Here is a 17087-nt window from a genome sequence, read left to right as displayed (position 1 = left end):
TCCAGGGGTCCCCATGTCCGTCGCCACCATGCGCTCCGCGCGCACCATGCGCTGGTCCGTCTTCCTCCTGCTTGCCGTGGCGGGCCTCTTCTACGTGAAGTGGTATCCGTATTACGGGCGCGCGTTCGAGGCGGCCGCGAATCATTCCATCGGCAAGTCGATCCTGATGGGCGACGCGGCGAGCGCGCCGGCGGCGTCGTGGGACGCGGCGCTCGGTTACGCGATGGCCTATGGCAAGGCGATCTGGAAGGCGATGCTGCTCGGTCTGCTGCTCGGCTCGGCGTTGCAGGCGCTGATCCCCGCGAGCGCCGTGCATCGCGCGCTCGGCGGACGCGGCCTCGGCAGCACGCTGATGGGCGGGCTGATGGGCATTCCCGGGATGATGTGTACCTGCTGTGCCGCGCCGGTCGTGGTCGGCCTGCGCAAACAGAACGCCGCGCCGGGAGCGTCGGTCGCCTTCTGGCTCTCCAACACCATGCTCAATCCCGCCACGCTCGTGTTCACCGGCTTCGTGCTCGGCTGGCACTGGACCGGCCTCCGCCTGGCGCTGAGCATTCCGCTGGTCTTCGGCCTGGGCTGGCTTGCCAATCGCCTCGCCGGTCCGGGGGAACCCATCGTCGCGACGCCTCCGGCGGAACCGGAAACGCGCACGTTCGGCGACGTCCTCGTCCGCTGGGGGCAGATCTTCCTGCGCATGACCGTGCGCCTGATCCCCGAGTACCTCGTCATCGTGCTGCTGCTCGGCGCGGCACGCGCGTGGATGTTTCCGCACGTCGGACCCGACGTGGGCGATCAGTGGTTCTGGGTGCTGGGTCTCGCGCTGGCCGGCATGCTCTTCGTCATCCCGACGGCCGGCGAAGTGCCGATCGTGCAGGCCATGCTCGCGCTGGGCGTGGGCGCCGCGCCCGCGGCCGCCCTGCTCATGACCCTGCCGCCCGTGAGCCTTCCGTCGCTCGCGATGCTGGTGCGTTCGCTGCCGATGAAGCTCCTCGTCACCATCGCCCTGACGGTCGTGGCATTCGGCGTCCTCGCCGGCACGCTGGCGAGCCTGCTCGGCTTCCGCTAGCGGCGCGGCGAGGGACGCCCGACCCGCCTCAGAACCCCTCGAGGACCAGCTTCCCCTGCACGCGATGGCTTTCCAGCAACGCATGCGCCCGACGCAGATTCGCGGCGTCGATGCGACCGAGGTGCTCACCGACGGTGGTGCGCACGACACCCTGATCGATCAGTGTCGCCACGCGATCCAGCAGCTCGCGCTGCTTGCCCATGTCCGGCGTGCGGTACATGGAGCGGGTGAACATGAACTCCCAGTGCAACGAGATCGACTTTCGCTTCAGCGGCATCGCATCGAGCGTGGCCGGGTCGTCGATCAGCGCCAGCTGGCCCTGCGGCTTCAGGACCTCGACGATCTGCGCGTAGTAGTCGCCCGTATGCGTCAGGCCGATCACGTGATCCACCTGCGGATGACCCGCCTCGACCAGTTGCGGACCGAGCGGCTTCGTGTGGTCGATCACGTGATGCGCGCCAAGCTCCCGCACCCACGCCTGCGTCGCGGGACGGGACGCCGTGCCGATGATCGACACGCCGGTCAGCTTCCGCGCGAGCTGCACGAGGATCGATCCCACGCCTCCCGCGGCGCCGATCACCAGCAGGCTCTGCCCTTCACCGCCGCCCTCCGGAATGCGCAGACGGTCGAACAACAGCTCCCACGCCGTGATCGCCGTCAGCGGCAGCGCGGCCGCGTCGGCGGAGGAAATCGAGCGCGGCGCGTGTCCCGCGATCCGTTCGTCGACGAGGGTGTACTCGGCGTACGAGCCGGGACGCGTGATGTCGCCGGAGAACCACACCCGGTCGCCTTCGCGGAAGCCGTCGACGCCCGCGCCGGCCTTCTCGACCACGCCCACGCCATCCCAGCCGAGGATGCGCGGCGCCGGCGGCTGCACGGCCGCGCGCAGCTTGGTGTCCACGGGATTGACCGCGATGGCCTCGATCCTCACCCGCAGATCGCGCTCGCCCGGCTCGGGAAGGGGCACGTCGATGTCGTACAGAGCGGCGGGATCGCTGGCCGGAAGCCCGGCGCGGTCGTAGACGATGGCTTTCATGGCGCTACCTTTCGTGAACAGAAGGTTGCATTATGCAAGTCGCTATGGTGCGGATAAACGACAATAACGACCACGAATCAGGACACGGCACAGGACCACGCGATGCATCGGATCGGCTATCTGCTCACCGAAGGTTTCCAGGTGATGGCCTTCGGCACCCAGACGGTGTTCGAGATGGCCAACGTCGTCGCGCGGGAGCCGGTCTACCGTGTCACGAACCACTCGCTGGCCGGCGGTAGCGTGACGTCGTCGCTGGGTGGCCGCGTGAGCACGGATGCCGTCACCGATGGCACGGACGCGGACACGTGGATGATCTGCGGCGTCGTCGATCCGACGCTTCAGGTCGTCGCCGACGACGAACTCGCCTTCCTCCGCGCGGCATCGACGAGCAGCCGCCGCGTCGCGGGACTGTGCACCGGCGCTTTCGCGCTCGGCGCCGCCGGGCTCCTCGCCGGCCGCCGCGCCACCACGCACTGGGCGTTCGCCGATGCCCTGCGCGCGCGCCACCCCGACGCCCGGGTCGAGGCCGATCGCATCTTCATCGCCGATGGCGCCATCTGGACCTCGGCAGGGCTGACCGCGGCCATGGACCTCTCGCTCGCCATGGTCGAGGACGATCTGGGCCGGGAGGTGGCGAACCAGGTCGCGCGCGTCCTCGTGATGCACCATCGGCGCGGGGGTGGCCAGTCCCAGCATTCCGAGCTGCTGCGCATGGCGCCACGTTCCGATCGCGTGCAGGCGGCGCTCGACTTCGCGCGAAGCAATCTCTCGCGGCCGCTGTCGGTGGACGAACTGGCCGCTGCCGTGCACCTGAGCGCGCGGCAGTTCAGCCGCGTCTTCCAGGCGGAAACGGGCACGTCGCCCGCGAAAGCGATCGAGCGCCTGCGCCTCGAGGCCGCGCGTACGATGGTCGAGCGCGGCCGGCATGCCCTCGACACCATCGCGCGCGAGACCGGCTTCCGCGATCGCAAGCACCTGCGCGACGCCTTCGTGCGTGGGTACGGCATCAGTCCCCAGGCGCTGCGTCGCGAAGCGCGCGCGGCGGCCTGACCGCGATCGCGACGGTTTGCCCCCGACGTGCGGGCGATTCGCACGAAAGTGGCTTTGCATGCGCGAACGCATCGCCTACCCTGCCATCGCCGAACCCCCGCACCGTACCCATGACGACCGCGACACCCTTCTCACGTACCGAGCGGCTCCAGCCGTTGCCGGAGAACGTCCTCTCGATCACGGGGCGCCACCATCACTGGGCGGGTGCGCGCGTCGACATCCACGAACAACGTAGCCGGGGCCGGGTGTGTCACCACCTTTGCTACGAGAACGAGACGCGCCTTTCCGCCCTGCTCGAGGAAGTCGGCACGGGCCGGGCCGAACCGCGGATCAAGGCCGACAGGCGCTGCGAGGTGGAATACCAGCCCGGGCACATGACGCTGGTCCCGGCGGGCATGGACCTCTACGGCCACAGCGACGACATCGTCTACATGAAGGACGCGACGGTGGCGTTCGATCTCGACGTGCTCGAACGACGCTTCGAGGGCATCTTCCAGCGATCGGCGTTGCTGGCGCCACGGGTGCGCATGGTGGACCCGCGCATCGCCTCGATCCTCCGGCTGCTCGGCGATGTCGTCGAGAACGACGACCCCTCCGTGCAGCTCTACGGCGACAGCCTCATCGCCAGCCTCGTCGCGTGCCTGATGCGGCCCGGTCGGCCGGTCGAGACACCGAAAGGCGGGCTGGCGCCCTGGCAGGTGCGAAGGGTCACGAACTACCTGCACGACCGGCTACCGCTGCGCGTCGACCTCGAGGAACTGGCCGGCGTGGCCGGATTGTCGCTCGCGCATTTCAGCCGCGCCTTCAGGCTCTCGACCGGCCTCGCCCCGTACCAGTGGCAGCTCGACATGCGCATCAAGCGCGCGCAGGAGTTGATGGTGACGACCACCGATACGCTCGAGGACATCGCGGAATCCTGCGGCTTCGCGGACAACGCCCATTTCGCGCGCACGTTCAGGCGATTCGCCGGGTGCTCGCCGTCGGCCTGGCGTCGCAGCCGCGCCTGACGCGGCGCGCGCCACACCGACGAAGCTACGCCGGGTTCGATGTCGGCTCCGCCAGATGCAACAGCGGGAACGGTCGGCCCTCGCCGTCCGTCTCCGAGCGGGAGACCACCACGAAGCCGCGCGCGCGATAGAACGCGAGGGCCGCCGGATTCTGTTCGTTGACGTCGACGGTCAACGCCCCCTTCAGCATGCGCGCATGCGCGAGCAGCGTCGATCCCACGCCCATGCCGGCGTGCGACGGATCGACGAACAGCGCCTCGAGCTTCGCGCCATCGAGGCCCATGAAGCCGATGGGCTCGTCATCCTCGCCGGTCAGCACCCATACCTCCAGCTGCGCGAGCGCGCCATCGCGCACCGCGGGAATGAGCGCCTCGATATCGGCTTCCGATAGAAAGTCGTGCGTCGCCCGTACCGAGCGCAGCCAGAGGGACAACAGGAGCCCGGCGTCGCCGGATCGCGAAAGGCGGATGGTCGACATGATTCGGTCAGGATGCATCAGGGATGCGGAGCGTACCGTTTTGTGTGCGCGACGCGAAGTCTCCGGCGACCGGCGCTATCGCCGCAGCGGATCGTGACCCCAGTTCATCAACGAATAACGCCACGGCGTGTCCTTCACGTTCCCGGCCGGTCGCTGCGCGAGGTGACGTGCCACGTAACCATTCACCTTGCGCATGTGCCTGAGGTCGCCTTCGGTGAGATCGCGCTGCGCTTTGCCGAGCAGTCGCACGATACGCCGTCCCGACGCATGGCCGACCGACTCGCGTCCACCCTCTTTCGCGCCCACCGCTTTCGATTCGTCCGTCGCGAGCCACGTCTCGAGGCGCTTCGCGGTCATGTTCACCGATGCGTGGAAGTCCTTGATGATGCTCGCGCGTTCGTCGTCGATGCTCATGGCGATATCCCGTGCTCAGGTCCGCGTACTCAAACATCGCCGGGGTCGACATAATGTCTGCGGACAGCCAAGGAAACCTATGCGATGTCGTTGAACGATCTTTCCGCCGCCCTCGCCGCCATCGTCGCCGGACGCGACGACGACGCGACCCACGCCTTGCGGCGCGTGTCCGGTGACGGATCGATCATGGCGCGCGCATTGCTCCACGCGCTGAACGACGGTGCCACGAATGGCGCGTACGACGAGGCGGCCGCCTTCCAGACCTTCATCCGGGCTGGGGGCAACGTGCCGCTCTACGCGTCGGTCGGCGAGACGCTGGCGGCCGTGTACGACGAACGGCGACCCGCCACGCTGCTGGACATCGGCACGGGCGACGGCATGGCCCTGCTTCCCGCGCTGGCGAACGCATCGCAACCGCCGGCCGATGTCACCGTCGTCGAACCGCATCCCGGTCTTCTGGCGTCGCTGACCGCCCGGCGGCCGGACGTTCGCGCGATCGCGGCGACGCTCGAGGCGTTCGCCGCGAGCCTGACCGGGAACGATCGCTGGGATCTCGCCCAGTCCACCTTCGCACTGCAATCGGTCGCTCCGGAGGCGCGGCGCGAGGCGCTTCGGCGTCTCCGCCCGCACGTGGGCGAACTCGCGATCGTCGAGTTCGACGTACCCGATCTGGCCTGGGCCAGCGACGAGATGAGCGCCTCCTTGGCCCGCCGCTACGAGCGCGCGGCGAGCGAGTACGGCGCGGACGCGGAACTCGTCGCCGGCGGATTCCTCGCACCGATGCTGCTGGGCCAGATCCGCGCCGCCCGACCCTCCAACTGGGAGCAGCCCATCGCCGCATGGATGGACGAACTGCGCGACTGCGGTTTCGTGCGCATCGACGTCGAGCACGTGCACGATTACAGCTGGGCGCCGGCCATGCTCCTGCGCGCGTCATCGCAGGCCTGACGCGACAGATCGGTCAGTGTCGTGCTGCCTGGCGGCCACGACTGCTTAGGGCCGACCCGATTGCATGTCGACCAGAGTACGAACATCATCGCCGTGGTCAGTCTGCCTTATCGGTAGTCACAAGCGAGGTCGTAACGAGGTATGTCGAGCGTGTCCATTTACCGTCCCCGCGTTCACTACATGACCTTTGTACTCGGTCAATCTCTGGTCGTTTCGCTCACCTTGCTCGGAGGGTGCGCACGGCCGCGGGCGTCGATGCCGGCCGCACAGCCACCAGCGCGCTTTGCCGCTTCCAGCTACGAAGCGCTTCCCGCCGCGAGCGACGCCCGATATCACATGACAACCCAGCAGCACGCATCGGGTGCGCAGCCGGTCGCCAACGATCCCCCGGCGTACCCAGCGGGGTGGATCGCGGCGAACCTGCCGCCCGTGACGATCCGAGCCAAGGTCATCGTCGACGGTGAGGGCAAGGTCACCGAGGTACGCGACCTCGACGACCTCGGAGACCCACAGCACGTCGCCTTCTTCGCGGCGACGCGCGAGGCGGCGATGCACTGGACCTACACCCCGATGACGGTCGTGCAGGATCACGAGGATGCCAGGGGCAACTTCAGCACCACCCGGAGCACGTCTCCTTTCAGCCTCGATTACGCGTTCCGCTTCGAGCTCCGGGACGGTAAGCCCGTAGTATCGGCAACGCGCTGAGACGACGCTCCGGCCGGTGATGATTCTGAGAACGCAACGAAACGCATCGATTCGCCACTCTCGACCGCAATTCGCCTTCACTACCAGTCCCGCAGGCTAGAGAATGCAAACTCTTTCCAAGCCGGAAGCCGCACGGACCGATAGGGCAACATACATATACGAACCGCGGCGGCAGAACGATCCACCGGCCGTCACATCACGAAGAACCAGGCGCCGATCGGATGAGGATTCCGAGGCTAGTTCGCGTTGAAGTTCGAGATCACCCGATACTTGATGTGATCGTTAGTCGCCTCCAGAATTTCGAGTCGCGCACCCTTGTAGCCTATGGTCGCGGATTCCGATAAATCGTACTCGACGTCATTACTGAAAGCTGGTCGCGCCACGTTTCCCGAAAACTCGCGATAACCGACATTAACCTTCTGACCTATTTTTCCACTGTAGATCAATGTCTGCTGGAATGACTCATCGGTAGCGATAGCCTTCACGACCCGGCGAAAGTCATCGCTCTTCTTGCAGACGGATGCATTGAAGACTGTCACGACGCAAATTCGGTTGTCGCCTTTGTATGCCTGCACGGCCTGAAATGGGTCAGCAAGAGCAGCCTTCTCGATTCGGCCGCCATCGGCTGTAGGGCTCGGCACATAGAAGTCCGAGTTCTTGTTCTCACCCTGCTTTACGAAGTAGCCGTGGTGAAGCGTATATGGGCTGAACAGCCCGATGTTGACATCCTTCTGAAGAAGAAGGGCCTCACGCTCGAAGAGCACGCCTTGCTTCAGCATTTCATCGCCCACCGACGCGGTAACGATCTGTCCTACGGCAGGCTCACTCAGGCGCGTTGCTTTTGGCGCGTAATTGTATTTCGGAGCGACACATGCCGAAAGCATGAGCGCTGAGCAGACCATCGCGGTGCGATAGAAAAAGAGCATGCGTAAGTTCCCCTGAAGTATCCGGTCCAACACGGTCACGGCGCTCCGAGAAACCTTTCGAATCCCTCAGGCACGGCTGTAGCCGGAGCTATCGGCGATCGACCGGGAATCTTTAACGAATTTCGCCATTGGCACCACGCGCGACTACCGACCACCTCGCCGTAGGCACCGGTGAGCGCCGGTGCGACGCCATGGAGAGGCCCGGTCGCGGTGGAGGTACCGCCAACGAGGACAACAAACAGCAGGAACGTTCCTTGCGGCGGGACGACGCCCACCAACAATACGTATTCTCTTCCCTGCGCGTCTTCGCACTCATGCTCAGATCCGTTTTCGCCGTCCTGGCCATCGCTAGCGCCACGGCCTCCGCCGCTTCTTTCGACATCCGCGGCATGGATCGCTCGGTCCGGCCCGGCGACGACTTCTATCTCTACGCCAACGGCCAATGGGACAGGGACACCGTCATACCGGCCGGCGCCCCGTTCGTATTTGGAACCGTCAACGCGCGAAGGACCTCCATCGAGCGGCTCGGTTCGATCGTCGACGAACTGGCGGCCGATCCGGCCTCGCGCGCGGGAGCGCTGTACCGCAGCTTCATGGACGAGGCCCGCCTGGATGCGCTCGGCCTCGGGCCGGCCGGACCCATGTTGCGGGAGCTGACGGGCCTGCGCAGCAAGGAGGCGGTCGCCGAAGCGATGGGCCGCTACGGGAACCTCGGCGTCTCGACATTCCTGGCCGGCACCGTCGACGACGACGACCGCCGTCCCGGCCACCGCGCGCTGCACTGGACAAGTGACGGCCTCGGCATGGGCGACCGTGCCTACTACCAGCCCGGCACCGCCGATGCGGCGAAGGTGGCGCAGGCCTACCAGTCCTATGCGAGGCGGTTGCTCGCGCGCGCCGGCGTACCGGATGCACCGCGTCTGGCGGCCGAGGTGCTGGCGTTCGAACGGCAGCTCGCCACGCCGAAACCGCCCGAGGGCGGCGCACCGGTCTACGACAAGGTCAGTCTGCGCGACATGGAGCGGCGCATGCCCGGCGTTCCCTGGCACGCGGTGACGCGCGCGTTCGGTTGGCCGGAAGGCCGCGCCATGCTCATCGACGAACCCGAGGTGCTCGCGGTGCGAGCCGCGGCATTCCGAAAGGCGTCCGTGGAGACGCTGCGCGCCTACCTCATCGTACGCTTCCTCGACGCCTATGCTCCGTACCTCTCGCATGACGTCGCCGATCTGGCGTTCGCCTTCGATCAGGGTGTGCTGAAGGGCGTGACCGCGCCGAAACCGCGCAAGGAGCGCGGAGCCGACCTGATTCGCCGGTTCATCCCGGACGATGTCGAGTCGATCTACGCCGCCCGGTACTTCTCGCCCGCCGCGCGTGCCGAGGTGAAGGCGTTGACGCGACACCTACGCGATGCGTTCGCCAGGCGGCTGGCCAACGTCGCGTGGATGGACGACGCGACCAGGAAGCGCGCACTCGGCAAACTCGACAACGTCATCATCGAGGTTGGCTACCCGGATACCTGGCACGCATACAAAGGGCTGCGGTTCGAGGACGACGATCTGTTCGGCAACGTCGTCCGAGGCGAGGCATGGCAGCACGACTGGAACGTGGCGCAGCTGGACGTGCCGGTCGATCGCCACGAATGGCGCTGTCTGTATCCGTCGACGGTCAACGCGTGCTCCGACGACACCCGCCTCGCCCTGTTCCTGCCAGCCGGCTTCCTGCAGGCACCCACGTTCGATCCCGATGCCGACCCCGCGCAGAATTACGGGCGTCTTGGCGAGACGGTGGGCCATGAGCTCACGCATCAGTTCGACAGGGCCGGCAGCACGTTCGACGAGGACGGCCTTCGCGCGCCCTGGTGGCCGGCCGCCGTCCGCGAGCGATTCCTGGCGCGCGAGGACGCCCTGGTGAAACAGTACGACGCGTACGAAGCCGCGCCGGGCATGCACGTCGACGGCAAGCGCACGCTGGGCGAGAACACCGCTGACCTCGGCGGCCTCAACATCGCCTACGACGCGTATCGCGCGACGCTCGATGGCAAGGAACCGCCGGTCGTCGACGGTTTCACCGGCGACCAGCGGTTCTTCCTGTCCTTCGCGCAGAACAACCATGGAAAGTACACCGCAGATGGTCTGCGGCATGTCCTACTCACGAACGAGCACGCCCCGGGCCATCAGCGGACGTTCGAGGTACGCAACGTCGATGCCTGGTACCGCGCGTTCGACGTCGAACCGGGCGACAGGCTTTACCTGCCGCCCTCCGAACGGGTCCGTATCTGGTGACGGACCTTGCGCCGTCCCGTCTTCAGACCTGCGCCTGGCCACCGTCGACGAAGAGCTCGATGCCGGTGATGAAGCTGGCTTCATCGGAGGCCAGGAACGAGACGGCCTTGGCGACCTCGTCCGGCGTGCCGGTGCGGCCGAGCGGCGTGATGGCCTCCATGGCGGCGACGTAGCCCGCGATCTGCTCGTCGTTCATGCCGAGCTCGGTCTTGTAACCCGGGGTGACGACGACGCCCGGCGCCACGACGTTGATGCGGATGTCGCGGCCCTTGAGGTCGCTGGCGAAACTGCGCGCCAGCGAGCGGACGGCCGCCTTCGTGGCCGCGTAGACGCCGAACGTCGCGGGGCCTTTCACCGACACCATCGAGCCGTTGAGCACGATCGCCGAGCCGGGGCCCATCAGCTGCAGCGCCTTCTGCACGGTGAACAGCGTGCCCTTCACGTTGATGCCGAAGTACTTGTCGAACTGCGGCTCGGTGACCTGGTCGAGTGCCGTGAACTCGCCACCGCCGGCGTTCGCGAAGAGGATGTCCAGCCGGCCGCTGCGCTCGCGGATCGTGTCGAAGATGCGGTCGAGGTCGGCGGCGACCGCGATGTCGCCCTGGATCGCCGTGGCGCCGATGCGCGCCGCCACCTGGGCCAGCTCGCCTTCGCGACGGCCGGTGATGTAGACGGTGGCGCCTTCGCGGATGAACCGCTCGGCGGTGGCCTCGCCGAGGCCGGAACTGCCGCCCGTGACGAGGACGATCTTGCCGGCATGGCGGGTCGTATGGACGTTGCTGTTGGCGAGCGTATACATGGCGAAACTCCGGTGAGTGAAGCCGCGTCGCGGCTGATGGCGACAGTTTCGCTATTTAGCCTCGGCCAATAAACTGGCATATTGCGATTACTTTATTTCTTTGCAGGAATAATCCGTGGATCGTCTCCTGGCCATGCGCGTGTTCACCCGCCTCGTCGACACCGGCGGTTTCGGTAAGGCCGCCGATGCGCTGCGGCTGCCCAAGTCGACGGTCACCAAGATGATCCAGACGCTCGAGTCGGAACTCGGCGTGCGCCTGCTGGAGCGCACCACGCGCCGGATCTCCGTCACCGCCGAGGGCGCCGCTTATTACGAACACACGCGGCGGATGCTGGCGGACCTCGACGACTTCGAGTCCGACCTCGCGGGAGGCGGCAACAGCCCGATCGGCCCCTTGCGGGTCGAGACGGGTGGATCGGTGGCCGCGCGATTGCTGATTCCGGCACTGGGCGAATTCCGCGAACGGTTCCCCGGCATCGAACTGCAGATCGGCGTGAGCGATCGGACCGTCGATCTCCTGAGCGAAGGCGTGGACTGCGCGATCCGGAGCACGGGGGACGATCCGGCGGTCGTCGCGCGGCAGATCGCCGAACTGCCGTGGGCGCTCACCGCCACGCCCGGCTACCTCGCCCGGCAAGGTATACCCGAGACGTTGAGCGACCTGAAAGACCACGCGATGGTCGGGTATTTCTCCGCGCGCACCGGGCGCTCGCAGCCATTGCGGCTCAGCGATCCGTCAGGCGCGCTGCACACGGTCGACATCGCGCGCGCGCTCGAGGTCAACGAAAGCAATGCGCATTCGGCGGCCGCGCTCGCGGGGCTCGGCCTCGTGCAGACCCTTCGCTTCCAGGTCGCGGATGCGCTCGACGACGGGCGTCTGGTCGATGTCATGCCGACCTGGCAGCCGCCGCCCCTGCCCGTCTATCTCGTCTACCTGCCGACGCGGCGGCATAATCCCCGGCTTCGCGCCTTCGTCGAATGGGTCGCCCAGGCACTCCCGGCGCGGGCCGGCGCCTCACCCATCACCTGACAGCGAGACCGATATGCCCATCGTCACCGTACAGATGCTCGAAGGCCGCAGCGACGCCCAGAAGGAGGCGCTGATCGCCGACCTGCACGACGCGGTCGTGCGCCATCTTGGCGTGGCCGACCAGGCGGTGACCATCGTGCTGCAGGAGAGCGAGGCCGCGAACTGGGCCGTGGGTGGGAAAAGCATAAGACAGCTGCGCGGCGGTTGACGCGCGCGCTGCGCGGATGGCGCGCCTCGCGGCACGCCATCCGCGCGGACGGTTTAGCGCAGGCCGCCCGTCGAGAGGATCAGTTCACCGGTGACCCAGCCCGCGTCGTCCGACGCCAGGAAGGCGACGATCGGAGCGATGTCTTCCGCCTTGCCGATGCGGCCCAGCGGCGTCTGGCTCTCCATGGCCGTCTGCAGTTCCGAGCCGATGAAGCCGGCGGTGTGCGTACCTTCCGTCTCGATCATGCCCGGGTTCACCGAGTTCACGCGGATGCCGCGCGGGCCAAGCTCGCGCGACAGCACGCCGGTGATCGCGTCAACGGCGCCCTTCGTGCCCGAATAGATCGCGCTTTCCGCCGGAACGACGCGGGTGACGGCCGAACCGATGTTGATGATGCTTCCGCCCTTGCCCAGGTGCGGAGCCGCCGCGCCGGCCACGAGCAGCAGGCCGAGCACGTTGATGTCGAAGATCTTGCGATAGAGCTCTTCGGTCGTCTCTTCGATCTTGGCGAACTGGTACACGCCGGAATTGTTCACGACGATGTCCAGACGGCCATACGTATCGATGGCCGTCTTGATCAGCGCATCGACCTCGGCCTTGTTGCTCACGTCGGCGCCGACCGCGACGGCCTTGCCGCCTGCCGCCTCGATGTCCGCGACCACCTTGTCCGCGCCCGCCTTGCTGGAGGCGTAGTTGACGACGACGCTGGCACCATCGCCCGCGAGCCGGCGCGCGATGCCGGCGCCGATACCCTTCGATGCGCCGGTGACGATGGCGACCTTGTCCTGAAGCTTGCCCATGCTCGAATCCTCAAAGTGACGCCAGCCCGACATGGGCCAGCTATTGCTTCACTTGGAGGCATGAGTCGCCAAGACTATTGCATCGTCGAGAACAATGCCTTTGACTGGCGAGCATGGAATCGCCGCCACGGCGTCCCTAGTAAGGCACGGTGATCGGCATCCATCCGCCCGACGCGGTTTCCTTCAGCACCTCGACGAGACGACGATCGTTCTCGCGGGACTGCGTCGCCCGCTCGAGCGCGTACTCGACGGCGGTGCCTTCCGTCCCGAACGTCCGCACGACGCCGCCTGGCACCAGGACACGCCAGAAACGTTCGTTCATGCCGGGAAAGAAAATGAAGATACGGCGCTGCTTGTTGTCGTCGTTCACTTGCGACGCAGCCTGCGGATCTCCGCGCGCACGGCCCAGGAATCGACCCCCACGGACATGACGGCCTTCAGCAACACCTTGTCGCTGACGCCGAGGACCCGGGTCCAGTAGCGCATGTCGGACCGCAGGCAGGTGTTGACCCGGGTCAGGTCGTCGGGTCGCGCGACAAATACGGCGTCGGTCATGTGCTTGGTCTCTGATGGAGACCCGCTATGACACACAGGGTGTTACATGGGTGTGATACGGCCTTTCCGGATGCCGCGGGCCACTGGAATGGAGCCCGTCCGGCATCGCATCCCTCGACATTCGCCATCCCGACCATGTGACGAGGCGGCGCTCCGGCCCCGTGTACCCGCGGTTCGTCCCTCGCAGGGGGTGGACCGTCCCGGCAAGGATGCCTGCACGCCGCCGGCACGCCAAGCTTGGCGTGAGACACCTCATCATCCCCAGCCAGAACAAGGACGACGCATGCCTCCTCTTTTCGAACACGGGCTCCGCATGAGCTGGTTTTCGGTTCTCGCCTACTGGCTCTGGGCCGCGCGCACCGCCAGGCCCGCGATACAAACGGAACCGCTTGCGCGGCGCGTCGCCGTCTACTGGCTGCCGCTGATCGTCGGCGGCCTGCTCCTTGGCCCCAGCGAGTGGTTCGAAGGTTCACCGCTACGGGAGCAATTCGTCCCTCACACCCCGCTGGTGTATTCCGTCGGCCTCGCGTGCTGCGTGGCCGGTGCCACGCTCGCGATCGTCTCGCGGATTCTGCTTGGATGGAACTGGAGCGCGACGGTGGACCTCAAGCGCGAGCACGAGTTGGTCACCGCCGGCCCGTACGCCCTGATCAGGCACCCCATCTATACGGGCTTCCTGCTCCTTTTCCTCGGCAACGCCATCATGGTGGGCGACTGGCGTGGATTGCTGGCCGTGGCGATCGTCTTCGCATCCTTCTGGCGAAAGCTACGGCTGGAGGAACGGTGGCTCGGTGATCGCTTCGGGAGCACGTACCTCGACTACCGCGCTCGCACCAGGGCCCTGATCCCGAAGCTGCTCTAGCCGCGCGGCCTCGGCGAACTGGCTATCGTCGTCTGCGCCCGTCCATACTCGGCAAGAGACATCGACAGGGGGATGGGTGCGTCATGGGGACGAAATGGCTTGCGGCCGCGGTGGCGGCTCTGATCTGGCTTCCGGGCGCTCACGCCGACGCGGCGGGCGTGCTCACGACCACGGTCGTCGGGCTCGACACGTCGTTCTTCGGCAGCTTCAACCGGTGCGACCAGCCGGGGCAACTGGAGAAGCACGCGGCGCTTCTGGATCCGAAGATCGAGTTCTATCACGACAACGGGGGCGTGAGCTGGACGAGGGACGAGTATCTGGAGAAGACACGGAAGAACGTGTGCGGCCACTTCTACCGGAAGCTGGTCGAAGGCAGCGTCCATGTCTATCCGATCAAGGATTTCGGCGCGATCGAGGAAGGCGAGCACATGTTCTGCGATGTGGGCGCCTCCACGTGCTCGGGGATCGCGAAGTTCGTGATCGTCTGGCACAAGCTTCCCGCGGGCTGGCAGGCGACGCGTGTGCTCAGTTATGGGCACCGCGCGCTTCCTTAGATGTCCTGATACGGATGCGCCAGAGCCCGTATCGCACGCGCCGCCGCCCGATCACGGACCGGGGCCGTGGACCCCGGCGTACGCCGGGGTGACGATGCGGGGACGATGAGGAGGATCCGTGCCTCATCGTCGCACCGGCGTTCGCCGGTGCCTACGGCGAAGCGATCACGACTGCCGCGCCGCCCGGGCCAGGCGCTTCTGCTGGTACGGGTAGAAGCGATCCTCGCGCAGTTCGTGTTCGATCTCCTCGAGGCTCTTGCCCATGGTTTCGGGCAGCAGGTAGTAGATGAAGACCAGGGCCACGACCGAGATGGCCGCGTACAGCCAGAACGTGTGGGTAGCGCCCAGCCAGGTGACCAGCGAGAGCGTGGTGAGCGTTACGATCAGGTCGAAGATCCAGTGGCTGAAGGAGCCGAGGCTCGCGCCCTTGCCGCGAACGAACAAGGGATACACCTCGGCGTTGATCAGCCAGATGCACACGCCGAAGCCGCCGCAGTTGAGCATCATGTAGGCCGCGAGACAGCCGACGGTGAGCCAGCGGCTGAAGTCGGTCTGCGGACCCGCGCCCTGGAACAGGTAACCCATCAGCAGCAACGCCACGATCGAACCGGGAATCAGCCACAGCAGGTACTTGCGCCGGCCGATCCGGTCGACGAGGAAGCTGCCGATGACCGTCATGATGACGACCAGCACCGTGCTGGCGCCCGTGCCCAGCACCGCGGCCTGTTCGGAGAAGCCGGCCTTGGTCAGGATCGTCGGGGCGTAGTAGATCAACGCGTTGTTGCCCGTGATCTGCGAGAACATGGAGATGCCGGCGCCAACGATGACGGCGGGACGGATCCACGGCTTCGCCAGATCCTTCCACCGGCCGGTCGGCTCGGTCTGCGACACCGTCTCGATCTCGGCGATCTCGGCACGCGCCGCCGCAGTGCTGCCGCGAACGCGCTCGAGCACCTTCATCGCCTCGTCCTTGCGATGTTCGGCCATGAGCCAGCGCGGGCTCTCCGGCAGGAATGCCATGCCGGCGAGCAGGATCAACGCGGGAATCAGCCCCAGGCCGAACATCCAGCGCCAGTGCTCGCCGAGCGCGAAGCCCGTGAAGTACGCCACGGTGATGCCGAACACCACCATGAACTGGAACAGCACCACCATCTTGCCGCGGTGCTTCGGCGGCGCGACCTCGGCGATGTACACGGGAATGATCTGCGTCGAACTGCCCGCCGAGAGGCCGAGCAGGAAGCGCGCCGCGATCAGCCAGCCCACCGACGGCGCGAGCGCCGAGGCGATGGAGCCCAGCGCGAAGAGCACGCCGACGAAGATCACCATGCGCCGGCGTCCGAGCCGGTCCGACAGCGGCCCCGTGAGCAGGCAGCCGAACAGCGCGCCGAAGATGATGGCGCCCGTGACGAGCTGTTTCGTGGTGTCGTCCAACGCGAACTGCCGGCCGAGACCGAGCAGAGCGACACCGATGACGCCCGTGTCGTAGCCGAACAACAGGCCACCGAGCGCCGCGATCACCGCAATGCCGATGACCACACCGTTGCGTGGGGTGGCGTCGCTCGCCACCGACGCAGAAGACGTTACCGCGTTCATGCAGACTCCAGGGGAAGGGTTCGTGCGCGGAAATCCGCGCGATGCGCCGTGGCGGCGATGCGCCGGGCGTTCGGTTCGTCGGTGGTCTCGATCCAGTCCAGGGCGGCCTGTCGCGACCGACCGAAGCGCATGTGGCGCTCCAGCAACTGCGCGTGGCGTCGGGCGTCGTCGACGTCCACGAACCACGTTTCGTCAAGCAGCGGACGCACGTCGGCCCATGCGCCCTCTTCCATCAGCAGGTAGTTTCCTTCGGTGACGACCAGCCTCACGTCCGATGACACGGCGATCTCGCCGGCGATGGGCTCCTCGATCTCGCGATGGAAGGCGGGCGCGTAGACGGTTTCGCCCTCGATGGGCTCGCGCAGCCGCCGCAGCAGGGCCACGTAACCGCTGGCGTCGAAGGTATCGGGAGCGCCCTTGCGCGATGCGCGCCCCAGGCGCCGCAATTCCGCGTTGGCCAGATGGAAACCGTCCATGGGCACGTTCACCGCGATGCCCGGATAGGTCGCGAGAACTTGCGATGCGAGCGTGGACTTGCCCGATCCCGGTAAGCCAGCGATGCCAAGGATGATGCGGCCGCCGTGCCCGAGCAATGCGTCGAGCCGCGCGCGTGTGGAAGCGTCGATCATTCGTGTGAAGGTAGCCCTGGATTTGTCAGCGTACGATGAAAGCGATCCGTCACGAGAACACCCGCAGGCATCGCTTGCTTTGACCGGGTTCTCACTTTCGCAAGAAATCCTCTGCAACACTCCGTGGACTCGCGCGAGCCGTTGC

20 protein-coding genes are annotated in these 17087 nt (G+C 66.6%); 10 read left to right on the top strand and 10 right to left on the bottom strand.

The annotated features are described in order from the left end of the window. Positions 1-13: 13 nt before the first annotated feature. A complete protein-coding gene (locus BMY69_RS12655) occupies positions 14-1066 on the top strand; it encodes a permease (RefSeq protein ID WP_218143168.1) in 1053 nt (350 codons plus the stop codon). Positions 1067-1094: 28 nt separating this feature from the next. Here BMY69_RS12655 and BMY69_RS12650 read toward each other — a convergent pair whose 3' ends face one another. Beyond that, complete coding sequence (locus tag BMY69_RS12650; RefSeq protein WP_090178725.1) at positions 1095-2102, bottom strand: zinc-binding alcohol dehydrogenase family protein; 1008 nt, start codon at positions 2100-2102, stop codon at positions 1095-1097. A gap of 102 nt (positions 2103-2204) precedes the next feature. Between BMY69_RS12650 and BMY69_RS12645 the strand changes: the two genes are divergently transcribed. Both BMY69_RS12645 and BMY69_RS12640 read left to right on the top strand, forming a co-directional pair. Continuing rightward, a complete protein-coding gene (locus BMY69_RS12645; RefSeq protein WP_090178722.1) occupies positions 2205-3152 on the top strand; it encodes a GlxA family transcriptional regulator in 948 nt (315 codons plus the stop codon). Between the two features lie 110 nt (positions 3153-3262). Further along, positions 3263-4159 carry an AraC family transcriptional regulator gene (locus tag BMY69_RS12640; RefSeq protein ID WP_090178721.1) on the top strand — a complete coding sequence of 299 codons (897 nt, stop codon included), beginning with the start codon at positions 3263-3265 and terminating at the stop codon, positions 4157-4159. Positions 4160-4184: 25 nt separating this feature from the next. Here the strand turns inward: BMY69_RS12640 and BMY69_RS12635 are convergent, their stop codons facing one another. Then, positions 4185-4637 (bottom strand): acetyltransferase, encoded by a 453-nt coding sequence (locus BMY69_RS12635; protein WP_090178717.1) that lies wholly within the window; start codon positions 4635-4637, stop codon positions 4185-4187. 75 nt (positions 4638-4712) lie between these two features. Beyond that, positions 4713-5051 carry a DUF3140 domain-containing protein gene (locus tag BMY69_RS12630; protein WP_090178714.1) on the bottom strand — a complete coding sequence of 113 codons (339 nt, stop codon included), beginning with the start codon at positions 5049-5051 and terminating at the stop codon, positions 4713-4715. 84 nt (positions 5052-5135) lie between these two features. Here BMY69_RS12630 and BMY69_RS12625 point away from each other — a divergent pair, with 84 nt between their 5' ends. Together BMY69_RS12625 and BMY69_RS12620 are read left to right on the top strand one after the other, a co-directional pair. Next, complete coding sequence (locus BMY69_RS12625) at positions 5136-5999, top strand: class I SAM-dependent methyltransferase (RefSeq protein ID WP_090178713.1); 864 nt, start codon at positions 5136-5138, stop codon at positions 5997-5999. Positions 6000-6335: 336 nt separating this feature from the next. Next, on the top strand, positions 6336-6704 hold the full coding sequence (locus BMY69_RS12620; RefSeq protein WP_090178710.1) for a hypothetical protein: 369 nt from the start codon (positions 6336-6338) through the stop codon (positions 6702-6704). Positions 6705-6940: 236 nt separating this feature from the next. Here BMY69_RS12620 and BMY69_RS12615 read toward each other — a convergent pair whose 3' ends face one another. After that, on the bottom strand, positions 6941-7630 hold the full coding sequence (locus BMY69_RS12615; protein WP_217642596.1) for a hypothetical protein: 690 nt from the start codon (positions 7628-7630) through the stop codon (positions 6941-6943). 314 nt (positions 7631-7944) lie between these two features. On the opposite strand from BMY69_RS12615, the gene BMY69_RS12610 reads away from it, so the two are divergent. Then, positions 7945-9912, top strand: coding sequence for a M13 family metallopeptidase (locus tag BMY69_RS12610; RefSeq protein WP_177191162.1), 1968 nt, complete (start codon positions 7945-7947; stop codon positions 9910-9912). Positions 9913-9934: 22 nt separating this feature from the next. Here the strand turns inward: BMY69_RS12610 and BMY69_RS12605 are convergent, their stop codons facing one another. Beyond that, positions 9935-10711, bottom strand: coding sequence for an SDR family NAD(P)-dependent oxidoreductase (locus tag BMY69_RS12605; RefSeq protein ID WP_090053191.1), 777 nt, complete (start codon positions 10709-10711; stop codon positions 9935-9937). A gap of 115 nt (positions 10712-10826) precedes the next feature. On the opposite strand from BMY69_RS12605, the gene BMY69_RS12600 reads away from it, so the two are divergent. Together BMY69_RS12600 and BMY69_RS12595 are read left to right on the top strand one after the other, a co-directional pair. After that, entirely contained in the window at positions 10827-11741 is a 915-nt protein-coding gene (locus BMY69_RS12600) for a LysR family transcriptional regulator (protein ID WP_090178704.1), read from the top strand. Positions 11742-11754: 13 nt separating this feature from the next. Further along, on the top strand, positions 11755-11949 hold the full coding sequence (locus tag BMY69_RS12595) for a 2-hydroxymuconate tautomerase (RefSeq protein WP_090178702.1): 195 nt from the start codon (positions 11755-11757) through the stop codon (positions 11947-11949). 53 nt (positions 11950-12002) lie between these two features. Here BMY69_RS12595 and BMY69_RS12590 read toward each other — a convergent pair whose 3' ends face one another. The 3 genes from BMY69_RS12590 to BMY69_RS12580 all read right to left on the bottom strand — a co-directional run bounded on the left by BMY69_RS12590 (position 12003) and on the right by BMY69_RS12580 (position 13304). After that, a complete protein-coding gene (locus BMY69_RS12590) occupies positions 12003-12749 on the bottom strand; it encodes a glucose 1-dehydrogenase (RefSeq protein WP_090178699.1) in 747 nt (248 codons plus the stop codon). 136 nt (positions 12750-12885) lie between these two features. Beyond that, positions 12886-13119 (bottom strand): hypothetical protein, encoded by a 234-nt coding sequence (locus tag BMY69_RS12585; protein ID WP_090053185.1) that lies wholly within the window; start codon positions 13117-13119, stop codon positions 12886-12888. Beyond that, positions 13116-13304 (bottom strand): DUF3606 domain-containing protein, encoded by a 189-nt coding sequence (locus tag BMY69_RS12580; protein ID WP_090053183.1) that lies wholly within the window; start codon positions 13302-13304, stop codon positions 13116-13118. Before BMY69_RS12580 ends, BMY69_RS12585 begins: the two co-directional genes overlap by 4 nt. 283 nt (positions 13305-13587) lie before the next feature. Here BMY69_RS12580 and BMY69_RS12575 point away from each other — a divergent pair, with 283 nt between their 5' ends. Both BMY69_RS12575 and BMY69_RS12570 read left to right on the top strand, forming a co-directional pair. Then, positions 13588-14166 carry a methyltransferase family protein gene (locus BMY69_RS12575; RefSeq protein WP_177191161.1) on the top strand — a complete coding sequence of 193 codons (579 nt, stop codon included), beginning with the start codon at positions 13588-13590 and terminating at the stop codon, positions 14164-14166. A gap of 83 nt (positions 14167-14249) precedes the next feature. Beyond that, a complete protein-coding gene (locus tag BMY69_RS12570) occupies positions 14250-14720 on the top strand; it encodes a nuclear transport factor 2 family protein (protein ID WP_090178694.1) in 471 nt (156 codons plus the stop codon). A 165-nt stretch (positions 14721-14885) separates the two neighbouring features. On the opposite strand, the gene BMY69_RS12565 is transcribed toward BMY69_RS12570, so the two are convergent. Together BMY69_RS12565 and BMY69_RS12560 are read right to left on the bottom strand one after the other, a co-directional pair. Further along, a complete protein-coding gene (locus BMY69_RS12565; protein WP_090178691.1) occupies positions 14886-16313 on the bottom strand; it encodes a sugar porter family MFS transporter in 1428 nt (475 codons plus the stop codon). Continuing rightward, a complete protein-coding gene (locus BMY69_RS12560; protein ID WP_255364544.1) occupies positions 16310-17062 on the bottom strand; it encodes a nucleoside/nucleotide kinase family protein in 753 nt (250 codons plus the stop codon). Before BMY69_RS12560 ends, BMY69_RS12565 begins: the two co-directional genes overlap by 4 nt. Between the last annotated feature and the right edge of the window lie 25 nt (positions 17063-17087).

The organism is Luteibacter sp. UNC138MFCol5.1, assembly GCF_900110505.1.
Classification (GTDB): domain Bacteria; phylum Pseudomonadota; class Gammaproteobacteria; order Xanthomonadales; family Rhodanobacteraceae; genus Luteibacter.
This window is presented reverse-complemented; position numbering and strand designations above follow the sequence as displayed.

Bases quoted from the DNA above. Each gene is read 5' to 3' on its own strand.
- BMY69_RS12565 (WP_090178691.1), bottom strand. From the start codon at position 16,313: ATGAACGCGGTAACGTCTTCTGCGTCGGTGGCGAGCGACGCCACCCCA.
- BMY69_RS12580 (WP_090053183.1), bottom strand. From the start codon at position 13,304: ATGACCGACGCCGTATTTGTCGCGCGACCCGACGACCTGACCCGGGTC.
- BMY69_RS12610 (WP_177191162.1), top strand. From the start codon at position 7,945: ATGCTCAGATCCGTTTTCGCCGTCCTGGCCATCGCTAGCGCCACGGCC.
- BMY69_RS12595 (WP_090178702.1), top strand. From the start codon at position 11,755: ATGCCCATCGTCACCGTACAGATGCTCGAAGGCCGCAGCGACGCCCAG.
- BMY69_RS12570 (WP_090178694.1), top strand. From the start codon at position 14,250: ATGGGGACGAAATGGCTTGCGGCCGCGGTGGCGGCTCTGATCTGGCTT.
- BMY69_RS12575 (WP_177191161.1), top strand. From the start codon at position 13,588: ATGCCTCCTCTTTTCGAACACGGGCTCCGCATGAGCTGGTTTTCGGTT.
- BMY69_RS12640 (WP_090178721.1), top strand. From the start codon at position 3,263: ATGACGACCGCGACACCCTTCTCACGTACCGAGCGGCTCCAGCCGTTG.
- BMY69_RS12630 (WP_090178714.1), bottom strand. From the start codon at position 5,051: ATGAGCATCGACGACGAACGCGCGAGCATCATCAAGGACTTCCACGCA.
- BMY69_RS12590 (WP_090178699.1), bottom strand. From the start codon at position 12,749: ATGGGCAAGCTTCAGGACAAGGTCGCCATCGTCACCGGCGCATCGAAG.
- BMY69_RS12645 (WP_090178722.1), top strand. From the start codon at position 2,205: ATGCATCGGATCGGCTATCTGCTCACCGAAGGTTTCCAGGTGATGGCC.
- BMY69_RS12635 (WP_090178717.1), bottom strand. From the start codon at position 4,637: ATGTCGACCATCCGCCTTTCGCGATCCGGCGACGCCGGGCTCCTGTTG.
- BMY69_RS12615 (WP_217642596.1), bottom strand. From the start codon at position 7,630: ATGCTCTTTTTCTATCGCACCGCGATGGTCTGCTCAGCGCTCATGCTT.
- BMY69_RS12655 (WP_218143168.1), top strand. From the start codon at position 14: ATGTCCGTCGCCACCATGCGCTCCGCGCGCACCATGCGCTGGTCCGTC.
- BMY69_RS12605 (WP_090053191.1), bottom strand. From the start codon at position 10,711: ATGTATACGCTCGCCAACAGCAACGTCCATACGACCCGCCATGCCGGC.
- BMY69_RS12625 (WP_090178713.1), top strand. From the start codon at position 5,136: ATGTCGTTGAACGATCTTTCCGCCGCCCTCGCCGCCATCGTCGCCGGA.
- BMY69_RS12650 (WP_090178725.1), bottom strand. From the start codon at position 2,102: ATGAAAGCCATCGTCTACGACCGCGCCGGGCTTCCGGCCAGCGATCCC.
- BMY69_RS12620 (WP_090178710.1), top strand. From the start codon at position 6,336: ATGACAACCCAGCAGCACGCATCGGGTGCGCAGCCGGTCGCCAACGAT.